Annotated in this window: 14 protein-coding genes and 1 pseudogene; 6 read left to right on the top strand and 9 right to left on the bottom strand. The window is 40.5% G+C overall.

Annotated features, from left to right (window positions below):
- From ACRWQL_RS14720 to rplU, 5 genes are all read right to left on the bottom strand, one after another.
- Positions 1 to 471: a threonine/serine exporter family protein gene (locus ACRWQL_RS14720; protein ID WP_434950740.1), complete on the bottom strand. Its 471-nt coding sequence runs from the start codon at positions 469 to 471 to the stop codon at positions 1 to 3.
- On the bottom strand, positions 471 to 1,229 hold the full coding sequence (locus tag ACRWQL_RS14715; RefSeq protein WP_226413822.1) for a threonine/serine exporter family protein: 759 nt from the start codon (positions 1,227 to 1,229) through the stop codon (positions 471 to 473). Before ACRWQL_RS14715 ends, ACRWQL_RS14720 begins: the two co-directional genes overlap by 1 nt.
- 16 nt (positions 1,230 to 1,245) lie before the next feature.
- Positions 1,246 to 2,421, bottom strand: a complete 1,176-nt coding sequence (cgtA, locus tag ACRWQL_RS14710) for an Obg family GTPase CgtA (RefSeq protein WP_226413820.1) — start codon at positions 2,419 to 2,421, stop codon at positions 1,246 to 1,248.
- Positions 2,422 to 2,728: 307 nt separating this feature from the next.
- Positions 2,729 to 2,983, bottom strand: a complete 255-nt coding sequence (gene rpmA / locus ACRWQL_RS14705; protein ID WP_006080527.1) for a 50S ribosomal protein L27 — start codon at positions 2,981 to 2,983, stop codon at positions 2,729 to 2,731.
- Positions 2,984 to 2,999: 16 nt separating this feature from the next.
- The gene (gene rplU, locus ACRWQL_RS14700) at positions 3,000 to 3,311 is read right to left on the bottom strand and encodes a 50S ribosomal protein L21 (RefSeq protein ID WP_226413818.1); all 312 of its coding nucleotides are present in this window, start codon (positions 3,309 to 3,311) and stop codon (positions 3,000 to 3,002) included.
- Positions 3,312 to 3,864: 553 nt separating this feature from the next.
- Between rplU and ispB the strand changes: the two genes are divergently transcribed.
- A complete protein-coding gene (gene ispB, locus ACRWQL_RS14695) occupies positions 3,865 to 4,836 on the top strand; it encodes an octaprenyl diphosphate synthase (RefSeq protein WP_434926935.1) in 972 nt (323 codons plus the stop codon).
- Between the two features lie 65 nt (positions 4,837 to 4,901).
- On the opposite strand, the gene ung is transcribed toward ispB, so the two are convergent.
- Positions 4,902 to 5,561: a uracil-DNA glycosylase gene (gene ung, locus ACRWQL_RS14690; RefSeq protein ID WP_434950739.1), complete on the bottom strand. Its 660-nt coding sequence runs from the start codon at positions 5,559 to 5,561 to the stop codon at positions 4,902 to 4,904.
- A 90-nt stretch (positions 5,562 to 5,651) separates the two neighbouring features.
- On the opposite strand from ung, the gene ACRWQL_RS14685 reads away from it, so the two are divergent.
- Together ACRWQL_RS14685 and ACRWQL_RS14680 are read left to right on the top strand one after the other, a co-directional pair.
- A complete protein-coding gene (locus tag ACRWQL_RS14685; RefSeq protein ID WP_434931334.1) occupies positions 5,652 to 6,194 on the top strand; it encodes a prepilin-type N-terminal cleavage/methylation domain-containing protein in 543 nt (180 codons plus the stop codon).
- A gap of 67 nt (positions 6,195 to 6,261) precedes the next feature.
- Positions 6,262 to 6,615 (top strand): DUF3144 domain-containing protein, encoded by a 354-nt coding sequence (locus ACRWQL_RS14680; RefSeq protein ID WP_434950737.1) that lies wholly within the window; start codon positions 6,262 to 6,264, stop codon positions 6,613 to 6,615.
- A gap of 144 nt (positions 6,616 to 6,759) precedes the next feature.
- Here ACRWQL_RS14680 and ACRWQL_RS14675 read toward each other — a convergent pair whose 3' ends face one another.
- On the bottom strand, positions 6,760 to 7,377 hold the full coding sequence (locus ACRWQL_RS14675) for a LysE family translocator (RefSeq protein ID WP_226413808.1): 618 nt from the start codon (positions 7,375 to 7,377) through the stop codon (positions 6,760 to 6,762).
- A 112-nt stretch (positions 7,378 to 7,489) separates the two neighbouring features.
- Between ACRWQL_RS14675 and ACRWQL_RS14670 the strand changes: the two genes are divergently transcribed.
- Entirely contained in the window at positions 7,490 to 8,020 is a 531-nt protein-coding gene (locus tag ACRWQL_RS14670; RefSeq protein WP_434950735.1) for a thioredoxin family protein, read from the top strand.
- 95 nt (positions 8,021 to 8,115) lie between these two features.
- Here the strand turns inward: ACRWQL_RS14670 and ACRWQL_RS14665 are convergent, their stop codons facing one another.
- Positions 8,116 to 10,680 carry a TonB-dependent receptor plug domain-containing protein gene (locus tag ACRWQL_RS14665; protein WP_434950733.1) on the bottom strand — a complete coding sequence of 855 codons (2,565 nt, stop codon included), beginning with the start codon at positions 10,678 to 10,680 and terminating at the stop codon, positions 8,116 to 8,118.
- 577 nt (positions 10,681 to 11,257) lie between these two features.
- On the opposite strand from ACRWQL_RS14665, the gene ACRWQL_RS14660 reads away from it, so the two are divergent.
- Positions 11,258 to 12,856, top strand: coding sequence for an AMP-binding protein (locus ACRWQL_RS14660; RefSeq protein WP_434950731.1), 1,599 nt, complete (start codon positions 11,258 to 11,260; stop codon positions 12,854 to 12,856).
- Between the two features lie 73 nt (positions 12,857 to 12,929).
- Here the strand turns inward: ACRWQL_RS14660 and ACRWQL_RS14655 are convergent, their stop codons facing one another.
- Positions 12,930 to 14,711: an ABC transporter transmembrane domain-containing protein gene (locus ACRWQL_RS14655; RefSeq protein ID WP_434953394.1), complete on the bottom strand. Its 1,782-nt coding sequence runs from the start codon at positions 14,709 to 14,711 to the stop codon at positions 12,930 to 12,932.
- Between the two features lie 224 nt (positions 14,712 to 14,935).
- Here ACRWQL_RS14655 and ACRWQL_RS14650 point away from each other — a divergent pair.
- Positions 14,936 to 15,031, top strand: a pseudogene (locus ACRWQL_RS14650) (prepilin-type N-terminal cleavage/methylation domain-containing protein); the annotation flags it as partial.
- Between the last annotated feature and the right edge of the window lie 6 nt (positions 15,032 to 15,037).

Raw genomic sequence — 15,037 nt, 5'->3', positions numbered from 1 at the left:
TTAAATGATAGGGCGATTGCGATAATATAATAAACTAGGTAGTGCTAGCCCTACAGCTAAGGCTCCCAAAATAAAGACCGTTTTAAGCCCATTGACAATGACTTGCGCACTTAACTCTGGACTGACTTGGTTTTGAGCCGTTAATTGAATAAGCGCTATAACAGTATTAAAGGCGTAGGTTCCGGGTATCATCGGAATAATAGCTGCAACGGCATACATTGACGGTGGCGCTAAATGACGTTTAGCAAACTGAATTGTAATAACCCTCACGAGAGCGGCTCCAGCAAATGTAGCCCACTCAATCGGCATATTAACGTGCATTAACACGGTTCGAGTACTATGACCTAATGCACCCGCTAACGCACAGAAACCAAGATAACGTTGCGGTACATTGAATAAAATGGCAAAACCAAAAGCTGGTATAGCGGAAAAAAAAGCATTATGTAACAAGTCGAATAACAGAGACGGCATTAAAATATCCCGCCTAATTGCATTGCTATAGTGATACCAATTACTGAAGCTAAGGTAAGTAGACTTGCATTTCCCCAGCGCGATATTCCTACATTAATATGACCTTTTACCATATCAGAAATAGCGTTAATTAGCGGAAAACCAGGCACTAGCATTAATACGCTTGCGGCTAATGCAATTTGAGGAGTTTCACTGATGGGATAAATGTAACCTAATTGGGCAACAACATTAGTAATAAAGGCGGTAATAGAAAAGTTAACTAATAAATTAAAATGTCTTTTAGCAAGAAAAAGTCTCACACTCATCCCTATGGAGGATGCAATAAAAGTCACTAAACAGGCCATCACATCGCCACCTAATAAATGACAAAAGCTAGCACAGGAAAGTCCAATGACAGGAATAACTACTTTAGCAGGATATGTTTTAGGCTGAATACGAGCGAGACGGCGGCGGACCTCATTAGGGCCATAAATGCCTTTTTCAGCTAGCAAACATAGCCGTTGTAATTCACATACCACCATCATATTGATCCCATGAGCTCGGATCCGTCTGGTCGTAGTAATACAACGCCCATGTACAAGGCTAGTTAGCACAAGTGCATTGGAAGATATAGAGAGTTCAACACTTGCAAGGCCCAATGCTTTACCTAATCGCTGACTAAGTTCTTCAACCAAGTCAGACTCTGCACCATAGGCAAGCAGCAATTGAGCGCAGCGGACAACTAAACGGGTTATATCATTTTGGTTGTCTGCGTACACGGTAATCCTTTAAAACTTAGCGTTGATAAATAACTTCAACGTCATAATCATCATCATCAAAGTCATCATCATCTAAGTCATCAGTATCATCATAATTCTCGTTGATGCTGTCGTCTTTACCCTGATGATAATTATCCCACTTAAATTCAACTTCTTGCTCGTCATCTTGATCATCTTGACCAACAGGCAATGTTTGAATGAAATCAAGTAACTTAATACTTAACTCTTCAGTACCTTGGCGGTTATAGGCGGACATAGTGAAGACTTCGCCTTCCCAAGCTAGTTCTTTAATAATATGAGCGACTTTTTCTTTTACTTCATCTTCAAGCAATAGATCGATTTTATTAAATACCATCCAACGAGGCTTAGCGGCAAGCTTTGGTGAATACTTTTCTAACTCACCTACAATAGCTCTGGCAGAATCAATAGGATCACTACCGTCAATAGGGTTAATATCAATAATGTGTAGTAATGCGCGACAACGTTCAAGATGCTTTAAAAAACGAATACCTAAGCCAGCACCTTCCGCAGCACCTTCAATTAGCCCAGGAATATCAGCAATAACAAAACTTTGCCCATGACGTGGGTTAACAACGCCTAGGTTTGGAATTAAAGTTGTGAATGGGTAATCAGCCACTTTTGGTGTAGCACGTGATACCGAGCGTATAAACGTAGACTTACCAGCATTAGGTAAGCCTAACAATCCCACATCGGCCAGTAAAAGCAGCTCTAGCTTTATTTCACGCACTTCACCGGGAGTTCCCAGAGTCTTCTGACGTGGCGCACGGTTAGTACTACTTTTAAAACGTGTATTACCTAAACCATGAAAACCGCCTTTAGCAACCAGTAACTTTTGGCCATGGCTAGTTAAGTCGCCTAAAGCTTCTTCGGTTTCTTGATCAATTGCACGTGTACCTACAGGTACTTGTAACACTAAATCTGCACCGGCATGACCAGTACAATCACGACCACGACCATTGGTGCCACGTTCAGCCATATGAAAACGAGTGAAACGATAATCAATAAGGGTGTTCAGGTTTTCATTTGCCTGTAAAAAGACACTACCACCATCGCCACCGTCACCGCCATCGGGACCGCCATCCGGTACATATTTTTCACGGCGAAAACTAACGCAGCCGCTACCACCGTCACCGGCTTCTACACGGATATTGGATTCATCAACAAACTTCATACGGACTCCTAACACTTCAATCATCTAATAGCACAAGGTGAAGACACCTTTGAGCTATAGAACCTTGGCGCTAATTATAACCCTAAATACAATAAATATCAGGGGGCAGAAAAGCGTGGTGTATGGATAATACATCTTCCGCTTGCTGCAAAAAATAGATCTTTCTAATCACTCAGTTCACTATTGTTTTAAAACCAAGAGGATAACGTGAGCTTAGAAATAATTTTGTATTGGTAAACAAGATCAATAACAAAAACACAAAAGCCCTACCAGAGGCAGGGCTTTAGATTTTAGCTTAGTTAAAAAATTAAGCTTCGATACTAATAAACTTACGGTTATTAGCACCTTTAACTTCAAATTTAACTTTGCCGTCAGTTAGAGCAAATAAAGTATGGTCGCGACCGATACCTACATTTACACCAGCGTGGAATTTAGTACCACGTTGACGAACAATAATGTTACCTGCTAAAACTGATTCACCGCCAAAGCGCTTAACACCAAGACGTTTACTTTCTGAATCGCGGCCGTTACGAGTAGAACCGCCAGCTTTTTTATGTGCCATGAGTTAGACTCCTAAATTATGCGCTAATCGCAGTTATTTTAACTTCAGTGAACCACTGACGGTGGCCGGTTTTCTTTTCGTGATGCTTACGGCGATTAAACTTTTGAATAGTAATCTTTTCACCGCGTCCGTGGCTAACCACTTGAGCAACAACTTTACCACCAGCAACTAATGGAGCACCAACGTGAACGTTCTCACCATCAGCAACCAATAGAACTTGATCAAACTCAATCGTTTCACCAGTAGCAACTTCAATTTTTTCTAGACGAACTGTATGACCTTCAGCAACACGATGTTGCTTTCCGCCACTTTGAAAAACAGCGTACATAGCTATTTCACTCCAAATGACTAACACACTAACTCGATCTTACGAGAATAGGTGCTAAAAAACTTTTAATGACAATGGGCGCGGATTCTACGCGAAGAATTTCATACTGGCAAGCGTTAATTCAGGTTCAAATTAAAAAGCCGTTACTACTGCACAATATTCACTGTTACAAACTGAATATTGTATAAACATTAAGTACAATTGCCTTAACTACCACGCAAAAATACTCATTCTATTAGTTTAAAAGTAGCGCTAAAATCTTCCTGTGTTATCTTCACCGGATTTTGAAATGATTTTACCTAAATTTATCTTGAAAAGCACTGACTCATTTGCTCTTACAGCATATTAGATCAGGGATTTTCCTTTGTATTAATGAAGTAACTAAAACATTTGCACCGACATAGATTTTAGAAATTGAGAATAAGTCATAACAAGTTTAAAAATTAGTAACAACAACTTTGAAAATCAGCGCGTTTCTCCTGTAAGATATGACCCCAGATGCGCACCAAATAGAAAGACAGTTAACGTCTTCCACAATAAATTAGAGAGTATTATGGATTTAACCGCCATTCGTCTGTTGGCAGACTCAGATATGCAATCTGTCGACCAACTTATTTATAAGCAACTTGAATCTGATGTAGCCCTAATTAACCAACTAGGCTTCTACATTATAAATGGTGGCGGAAAACGTCTGCGTCCTTTACTGTCAATTCTTGCAGCAAGATCTGTAGATTACCAAGGTAAGTTACATGTTAAATTAGCCGCTATTATTGAATTTATTCATACTGCATCACTACTGCATGATGATGTCGTCGATGAATCAACATTACGTCGCGGCCGCGAAACAGCTAATGCACTATTTGGAAACAGTGCGAGTGTATTGGTTGGAGACTTTCTCTATACCCGCTCTTTTCAGATGATGACTGAACTCGACAGTATGCATGTACTAAAGGTTCTGGCTGATACAACCAATGTGTTGGCTGAAGGGGAAGTGCTGCAACTAATGAATTGTAATGACCCCGAAACCACTGAAGCTAACTATATGCGTGTCATTTACTGTAAAACAGCAAAGCTGTTTGAGGCAGCGACATTACTGGCAGGTGTATTAGCAGGCTCCCCAACTGAATGGCAACAAGCACTTGGTGATTACGGTAAGTATTTAGGTACAGCATTTCAATTAACCGATGATTTACTCGACTACACGGCAGAAACGGGTGAGCTAGGTAAAAATATTGGCGATGACTTAGCGGAAGGTAAACCTACATTACCCTTAATCTATGCAATGGTGCATGGTGATGATACCGCCAAAGCGTTAATAAAGATGGCCATAGAAAAAGGTGACGGCACCCAGGCAATTGATGAGATAGTGGCCGCCTTAAACAAATCAGGTGCGCTTGAATACACGCAAAAAAGGGCTGAAGAAGAAGCACAAAAAGCCATTGATGCGTTGATCGTATTACCAGATACAGATTATAAACAAGCGCTTATTGCCCTTGCCCACTTATCAGTAAACCGTAAGCACTAGGTTATGTTTAACTAACGTACACTAAGTTGTTTTAAAAAGCAGTAACACCCCTTGTTACTGCTTTTTTACACCTGCCAATCAATCGGTTTGAGGCCATTTTTAATAAGCTGTTGATTTATTTTGGAGAAATGACCGCATCCAAAAAAACCACGATATGCCGATAATGGAGACGGATGAGGACCACTTAAAATAGTATGATGTTCATGGGTAATTAGACGTCCCTTCTTAATAGCATGGCTGCCCCACAGTACGAATATCAGTGGCTGAGGTAAGCTGTTAAGATAATCTAACACATGATCGGTAAACACTTCCCACCCAGCCTTAGCATGTGAATGCGCCAAAGATTGTTCTACCGTTAAAACCGTATTTAACATTAACAAGCCTTGCTCAGCCCAATGGGTTAAATCACCGTGTGATGGTATTGAAAAACCCGCTATATCTTGTGCTAACTCTTTGTAAATATTGGCTAGTGACGGTGGTACCTTCACGCCAGATTTAACTGAAAAGGCTAACCCATGGGCTTGCCCTTCGCCATGATAGGGGTCTTGACCTATCACCACCACTTTCACCTTTTCAACTGGCGTTAATTCAAAAGCACGATAAATATCAGCCTTTGGAGGAAAGATGACTTTGTTCATCGACTGCTGCTCAGACAGAAATTGATTTAACCGAATAAAGTAATCCTGTTGTTGTTCATTCTCGATAAATATAGGCCAACTTTTCACTTTCCATTATCCTTAACTTTTTAGGAGTAAATTGCTAATTTATATCAGCTACTTTAAAGTACTGATATTGTAAATCGTTTATTAAGTATTATGAAATTTAAAGCAACTCAACAGCAGCAAGGTTTTACCTTAATAGAATTAGTCATTGTTATTATTATTTTAGCTATTCTTGCTGTCACAGCTTTGCCTAAGTTTATCAACCTACAACAAGATGCCCATGTATCAAATGTCAAAGGTACAGGTGGCGCATTTTCATCAGGCATTAGCCTTGCACATCTCAAATGGGCTTCTATGGGAAACTCTGGTCCTGCGGACAATTTACAAATATATGAAAATGCTGGTGTTGCTGGACAGCTTGATATAAATCTATGGGGATACCCAGCTCAAAATTACCCACCATTTGAAAGTTCACCTCGACTCAATAACACTAACGACTGTATTTCTGTTTGGAACACTATTTTGCAGGACGCACCTAGTGTTTCAACCAATGTAAACTCAACAGCATTTGAATACAGAGTCACCTATATCAACCCTGACCAATGTCGTTTCTTCTACAATAAATTAAATACACTTTCGATTTATTATGATTCCCGTAATGGGCAGGTCATCACAGATTCGGATCCTAATAGCTAAATTTAAACTGAATTTCGCTGTTAAACTCGATACACTCATTATTTTACTAACACCTTAAGTGAGCATTATGACTGAACAATCTGCATCTCAAAACGTCGCTTCTGAAACACAAAGCGCTACGACTATATATCAACTAGCGGATCAATTTATCGCTTTAGCCAATCAAATCGGTCAAACAGAAAATGATATTGGTAAAGTGGGTACAGCATTGCGCTATGCAGCATCTCGCTATAATGCATTTGAAGCAGCAATAAAGTCTTCTGATCTAGCAGCAGAAAAAGACAATGCGTTAGCTTGGTTTGCCAATGAGTATAAACTCATGCTAAATGAAAACTTAGACGATCACATTAAGCACCCACCAATCTCCAAAGCTGAAAACGAACCCGCAAAAGATGACAGTGTGCAAGTTTTCAAAAACTAGATCATTGCATTAAAAATAATGCCATCTCTAAACTAGATGGCATTACTAATAATTTCAAAGTGTAAGCATTCTTTCATATGTGCATACAGGTTAAAAATGTAACGCGCACAGCAATCTTGACACCGAGGCCTATACTGAAAATTTTTATATCAATGTAAAAATAACCCGCCCAGCAAGCGCAATTAGCACCACTCCAGACACCCTATCAATCCATACCGCTTTTTCACGTAACTTAGGCAATATCGCTGAATGCGATAATATAATCGCAATCAAGGTGTACCAAAGGCCATCAATCACTAAAGGGGTTAGTACAATCAATGTTTGCCCTGATATTGTCTCTGCAGCTAATACGAACTGACTAAATAACGCCAAAAAGAACAATAAAATTTTGGGGTTAAATAATGAAATGGCCAAGCCGTCACGTGCAGCAACCAATAAACTAGTTTTGTTTCCAGCGGCGAGTTTTTGCTGCATACCACCTTTAGAGCGCAAAGCCTGAATACCAATCCAAGCCAAATATAAGGCTCCGACAATCGCAATCGCATTAAATAATAATGGCGATGCCCTAAGCACAACAGCAAGCCCTAATAAGGTCACTAAAGCATAAATCCCTATACCAATGGAATGCGCCCAAGCACACACAATACCGTGTAAGCGACTGCCACCTAATGTATGCCTAACCACCATAGCCAAGCTCGGCCCTGGTGACATTGCCCCTAGGCAACAAATGGCCAGCAACCCTAACCAAGTCGTAAAACTCATACTTTCCCTTACTTATTCTTATATAAACTATTGCATTGTTATTGCGAACATTAACACCAAATTAAGTAAATCTTGATATGCTATTTATAAGTTCACTTTATTAAGCATCACTATGTCTATTATTGCTTCATTGTTACTTATATCGTTAATGTTAGCGATTGCGGGTTTATTGTTCGCAAAGTTTAAAGGCAAGGCTATCCCTATGGCGGTTATTTTCGTTTTAGGCGGCCTAGCGCTTTGTCTTGCCAGCATTATCGCCTTTATTAATAAAGGCGAAAACTATCAAGCATATAAAAACCTTCATTGGCAACCACTTGCGCCAGAAAAAATAGCTCCTTATGTTGAGCAAGGCTTTACTGTTTTTGTCGATATAACAGCTGATTGGTGTGTTCCTTGCCAAGCAAATAAAGCCAATGTGCTTCATCGCGAACAAGTAGTTAATACCCTAATGACCGATAACATTATTTTAATGCAGGGGAATTGGTCTGAGGCTGATACTGTGATTGAACAGTATATGGGTATTCAAGGCGCTGCAGGTACACCTTACAACAAAGTTTATGGTCCAGCCTACCCAGAAGGAATAGAGCTGCCTAAAGTACTTGAAATCAGGCATGTTTATCAGGCTTTAGACATGATGAAGTGATGTTAAAACATAATAGGTACAAAAAAGACTGCCTAGGCAGTCTTTTTATTGGTTATTAATTAGGGGCTTAAATTGATTAAGCCCTTAAGTTGTTTCTAGAAACGGTAATTAACTTTACCGTAGTAGTAACCACCATTGTAGTCAAATGGACCACTTTCGTAATAAACACCACCTAGTTCACCTAAAGTACCATCTTTAAGCTTCTGCGCTTCTTGGTCAAATATGTTATTTGCACCTACCGAGAAGGTTAGGCTATCCATAACGGTGTAGCTCACCTCTAAGTCAAATGTTACTGCTGAACTGGCCATTTCAGAACCCCAATCAGACGTATCATCCGCATGTGTTGCATAGTACTCACCGAAGTAGTTAGCACGTAAATTCATGCTTAACTCATCCCAGTTTTGACCCCAAGTTAATGTGGCACGATGTGCTGGAATACCATCTTCTAAACGGCGAACCTTACCAGCATCAGTGGTTTCTTCATTAAATTTATCAACATTAGTGTCAGTCCAACCATAGGCTAAGCTGAACTTAGTGTCACCAGCTAACAACTCAGTATCATATGAACCAACAATATCAACACCCTGAGTTGTTGTATCAAAGTCATTGGTATAATACGTTACTGCAGAAATTAACTCTGGAAACTCAACACCTAGATCTCGTAGGTCATCATAATCTGCCGCTTCAACATCAATTTGGCTTGATTGAGCAATACGCCCTGTTACTTCAATAGTGTAATAATCAACTGTTAAGAAGAAATCACCACTTTGATAAACAGCACCTAAAGCATAACTAACAGACTCTTCAGGAGTTAGCACTTTACCACCGTAGTAAGCGGCTAATGGATCCGTTGGAGGCGCAATGAATGATTGAATCAAATCGCCGTTAACAATTGAAGTTTGTGTGTTAACAACGTTTTCTTGACCCACTGTCGGTGCACGGAACCCCGTACTGTGTGAGGCACGGAAGGCTAAATCATCGGTAGCCGAATATTGTGCAGTTAGCTTGTAATTTAGCGTATCACCAAAGGTTGAAAAGTCTTCATAACGCAGTGCTGCGCCAACTAACCATTTCTCACCTAAATAGGCTTCTGCATCAGCGTAAACACCGATATTGCTGCGATCATTTTTACCCGCGGATTCAGGACCAAAGCCTTTAAATCCGTGCGAGCCTATGTTAAAGCCCTGTGAAGCATAAGGACCTGCTTCCCAAGATGCTTGTTCACCTGCAGTAATTTCAAATGACTCTTCACGCCACTCAACACCAGTTGCGAAATTTAGCCCTTCAAAAACATCAAATAAGCGTGAGAAATCTAGGTTAACCGTAGTCTCAACTTGCTCATAAGCACCTGTTTCAAAGTCAGTTGGCGTCGCTAAACCTAATGATGGATTTAATGAGTTACGTAAACTAAAAGTTGACTTGTTAGACCCTGTCCCCGCACTTGCATCATAGTCCCAATCAGCAACTTCACCTTTAACACCAGCGAAGAATGACATATCTTCAATAGTACCGGCAAACTGTGGTGTGTATCCGCCTGGTCGTACTTGGTTCATAGAAAAACAGTTTGGGTCAGCAACCATCGACTGGTAATCTGCAGTGTTTAATACGTTCGGTACATTTGCAGCAACGTTACCTACCCAAGAACATGATGCAATGCCGGTTTCAGCTAAACCTACATCACCTACTAATAAAGTTTCACCGCCGTCGTTTGAATAAACAGAACCACGGTTGTGTGGGTTACGGTAATAGAAGCCACCTACAGCATCACGTGAAGACACGTTACCAAAGGCATAAAGACTGTGTTTGTCATTTATATCAAATCCAGAATTAATGAAGATAGTGTAATCATCTTTAATTTCTGGGTTACCCCAAGTTTGTGCTGGGTTTGGAATATCTGTATTACCAGCAGCTGAAATAGCTGCTGCATCAAAACGTTGCACACTACGACTTGTTGCATCAGCAGTTTTATACTGAGCGGTTAAATTAACAAAACCATCGTCTGTTAACGGTAAGCCAACGTTAGCATCAATAGTCGTTGATGTGCCGTCACCTTCATAATACTGGCCTTGGGTTGCTGAAATAGAGCCACCTTCAGCGCTATCTTTTAACACAAAGTTCATTACACCTGCGATCGCATCAGATCCGTACTGCGCAGCAGCGCCGTCACGTAACACTTCAACTTGCTTTAATGCCGCACTTGGAATAACTGAAATATCAGGGCCTTGGGCGCCGTCGTTAACTCCGCCGCCTTGGAAAGCAATAACTGATGCGCGGTGACGACGTTTACCATTAACTAAAACCAAAGTACTGTCTGAAGGTAAACCACGTAAATTAACTGGACGAACAAGTGTTGCCGCGTCGCTAATAGGCTGGGCACGTGAGTTGAAAGAAGGCACTGATGTCACCAACATGTCAATCATGTCTGTTGAACCATTCTTCTTTAAATCATCACTGCTAATAATATCAATAGGGACTGGGGATTCACCCACTGAACGAGGGGCTGATCGGGAGCCAATAACGGCCATCTTCTCAACTTTTTGCTCAACAACTTCTTCATCTGCTGCATACACTTGAGCGCTTAATAAAGAACCGGATAATGCGATAGAAACAGCTAAACTCAATGAGTTTTTGCCAAATTTTCTTTTATTGTTAATAGTCATTTTATATTCTCAGTCATTATTATTTTATTGTTTGAACACCACTTCCTAACACTCCCTGTATAAAGAAATCGTCTCTCCCAAAATGAATTATCATCATCTCAGCTACATTTTTATAACAACAGCAGCACAATTGCCAACATTTATTAGCAATTAATGCGCTAAAAAGCAGTGCTTTTCGAGTAAAAACTCAAAAAACAAGGCCAAGAAACTGTTTTAAAAGGGATTTATTCAAATTAAAAATAAATCAATTTTTTTACAAAAAAACCAATTAAATATACTGGAAATTAAAATTTACAATTAAGTCAGTGCTAATGTTTAACCATTTATACTCACTGAATAAACGGTGTATTTGTATGTCAATGCAGCAAGGTTTACCAAATTAAGTGAACGGAGCTAACTAAGCGCAAATAGAGCAAATACTCTTAAATACATCAGTATAAATAATAAGTTGCCACTTTATGACTCAAATAAGTTTTCATTGACCTGATAACTAAAAGCACTCTAATCTAAACACTCGTTTGATTATTAACCTACCGATATAATCGGCATAAATATAAAACTAATAAAGGTGAATACCATGGCATATGATGCTGACTCAACTCTCGACCTAAGCTGCTACACATCTATTGTTGATTTGATTGAACAAAGCTGCGCCAAGTTTGGTAATAAAACAGCATATGCTTGCCTAGGCAAAAACATCACCTTTACCGAGGTTGAACAGCTTTCGCGTGACTTTGCAGCATATTTGCAAAACTGCACAAATTTAAAACCTGGTGATCGTATCGCCGTTCAGTTACCTAATATCACTCAGTTTGTCATTGCCGCTTACGGTATTATTCGGGGTGGTTTTGTGATAGTGAACACTAACCCACTGTATACGGAACGAGAGTTAATTCATCAATATAATGACTCTGGCGCTAAAGCTTTAGTGGTATTATCAGACTTACTGCCCACCTTAGAAAACGTGGTCAAATCTACTACCATTGAATACGTCATCTCCACCCACGCGCTGGATATGATCGCGCCACAAGATCAACCCCAAACGGCCATCAACAATATTGAATTTAATACATTATTATCCCAAGGTCGCGAGCACACATTCACCCCAGTAAAGCCTAACCAAACAGACTTAATTGCCTTACAATACACAGGCGGCACAACTGGATTATCAAAAGGCGCAATGCTAACCCATCGCAATTTGTTGGCTAACTCAGGGCAAGTTAAGTCAAGAATTGCCAGCACCATGACCGAAGGCGAAGATATCTTTGTTGCCCCGTTGCCGATTTATCATATCTACGCTTTTATGGTTAACTTAGTGCTGTATTTTGAATCGGGTGGGTGCTCAGTATTAATCCCTAATCCTCGGGATATAGCTGGATTAATCAACACTATGAAAGCTTATCCTTTTACAGGATTTGCTGGCCTTAACACCTTATTTATTGGCTTATGCCACCAGCCAGAGTTTAAAGCGCTCGATTTTAGTCATATGACCATTACCATTTCCGGCGGAACAGCGCTAACGAGCGCTGCTGCCAATTTATGGCAACAGACTACCGGTTGCATGATATCTGAGGGTTACGGCTTGTCAGAGACCTCTCCAGTTGTCAGTTTAAATGCGCCAGGACATCAACGCTTAGGTACTATCGGAAAGCCTGTTTTAGACACCAAAATTAAAATCTTAGACATGAACGATAACGAAGTGGACATTGGCACAGCCGGTGAACTCGCTGTAAGTGGCCCCCAGGTTATGTCTGGATATTGGAATAAACCACAAGAAACAGCTAACATAATGACTCAAGATGGCTATTTCAAAACAGGTGATATAGCGATAGCAACAGAGGATGGTTACCACACTATCGTTGATCGTAAAAAAGACATGATCATTGTATCCGGCTTTAATGTTTACCCAAATGAAGTGGAAGATGTCCTTTCTGGCCATGAACTTATTATGGAATGTGCCGTGGTAGGTGTCGCAAACGATCATTCCGGAGAAGCAGTAAAAGCGGTAATTGTATTAAAAGATCCCGATCAAGATAGCGAAGCAGCCAAAGAATCGATTAAGCAATATTGTCGTACTCAGCTTACCGCCTATAAAGTACCTCGTATTATTGAGTTCACCGCCCAATTACCTAAAAGTACTGTTGGTAAAATTTTACGCAGAGAATTACGTAAGTAACCAACACTAATCCCCAATAAAAAAACATGCCCAGACATCTTTTTTATTGGGGAACGATTTAACTCAAATCTGATCACTCTGGCTGCTCAGTCAGTAATTGCAAACTGGCAAATTCTCGATATAACTCACTCGATTGCATTAATTGATTATGCGTTCCTGATGCGACAAGCTGGCCTTTATCGAGTACTAAAATACGATCAGCGTTAATAACCGTTGCCAACCTATGGGCAATTATCAGTGTGGTGCGATCCGCCATTAATGTCTCTAAAGCTTGTTTTACTTTCACCTCACTGACCGCATCCAAAGCACTGGTTGCTTCATCTAATAACAACACGGGTCTATCGGCTAATATTGCTCTAGCAATTGCAATACGTTGTTTTTGCCCTCCGGATAAACGTACGCCGCGCTCACCTAAATAGGTATTATAACCTTCAGGGAAATCAACGATAAACTCGTCGGCCTTAGCAGCAATACATGCTTGCTTAACCTCTTCCTCTGTCGCATCAATTCGCCCGTAGCGCACATTTTCAAACACACTACTGGCAAAAATCACCGACTCTTGTGGCACTAGGGCAAACTGCTGGCGTAATTGGTGTAAAGACAAGTTAGCGATATCAATACCATCTAACGATATCGAACCAGACTTGGGCTGATAAAATCGCAGCAGTAATTCAAATAAAGTACTCTTACCTGCTCCACTGGGTCCAACTAAAGCGACCCGTTCACCGGCTTGAATGTCGACGCTTAAATGATTAATCACATCAATATTAGTCTCTGCAGGGTAAGCAAACACTAACTCCGACAATGATAATGCACCATGAGTCTTACCTTTTAATTGCTCTGGTATCGCTAGTTGCACGATATCAACTGGCGCTAGGCTTAATTCAATTAAACGTTCTGTTGCTCCTGAAGCACGCTGAATCTCACTGAACACTTCACTGATGGTTGCAACCGCTCCAGCTACCATCACGGCATAGAACATAAAGGCCGATAACTCACCAGCAGATATACTGCCAGACATCACGTCCTGCGCCCCGACCCAAGTCACAAAAGCAATCGCTGAAATACTTAAAAACATCACAGTGGCAATCAATAACGCGCGATACTTAATCCGCCCTTTAGCCACACTCATCACCGACTCGACACGTTCGGTAAAAGCCGCTTTATCCTGTGACTCATGGGTATAAGCTTGCACCGTATGTATTTCATGCAAGGTCTCGTCAATATAAGCGCCTAAATCCCCAACTCTATCTTGGCTCTCACGCGATAATCGTCTGACTTTATTGCCAAAAAAGGCCACCGGCCCTAGCACTAACGGTACAGCGAGTAATACTAACCCAGTTAATTTAACCGAGGTAAAACCCATCATCACAATACCGCCAATAACTGTCACAGATGACCTTAGCGCCATCGACAAACTTGACCCTACAACGCTTTGTATCAAGGTGCTGTCAGCAGTAAAACGAGAAATAACCTCTCCGATGCGTTGCGAGGCAAAAAAAGCCGGTGACAAGGTCAACAAATGCGAATAAACCCTTAAACGAATATCTGCACTGACCCGCTCACCCAACCAGGTCATTAAGTAGAATCGACAGAAAACAGCACTAGCACTGATAATAGTAATGCCCAAAATAAATAACATAATCTGATTTAATCGGTCGGCATTATCAGCAATAAAGCCTTCATCTACCATTAACTTCACTCCCTGACCTAAAGATAACCAAGCAAGTGAACCGATGAATAGGAAGACTATCGCAGCAAACACTTTCACTTTATAAGGTTTTAGAAAATCGAGGAGCCAAGGTAGTACGCTATAAGTAGTATTTGATGTCGATAATGCACTAGTGGATAGCAAAGGAGTGCAACTCTCTGAAGGAGTAACAGGAGCATTATCTGCCGTGGAGTTTGTCACTGTATAACCTACATAACAAATTAAGATGATACGATACTACCAATAAATCGTAGTATTGTGGATGTATTATCCATATCCACTGTATAGCCATCGAATGATAATGACTGTTACACTGTTAGCTAACATACATCCTGACCATTCATAAATCTAATTCGACCCAGAAAAATATGAACTATAGCCCCAACAATGCATTCAAACTATCACGCGGATTCACCCTAATAGAATTGGTCGTAGTCATCTTAATTTTGGCTATATTAGCCATTATTGCC

It is taken from the genome of Shewanella sp. HL-SH4, from assembly GCF_051164845.1.
Taxonomy (GTDB): domain Bacteria; phylum Pseudomonadota; class Gammaproteobacteria; order Enterobacterales; family Shewanellaceae; genus Shewanella; species Shewanella glacialimarina.
The sequence above is the reverse complement of the archived record's forward strand: the minus strand, read 5'-3'. Positions and strand labels throughout refer to the sequence as shown.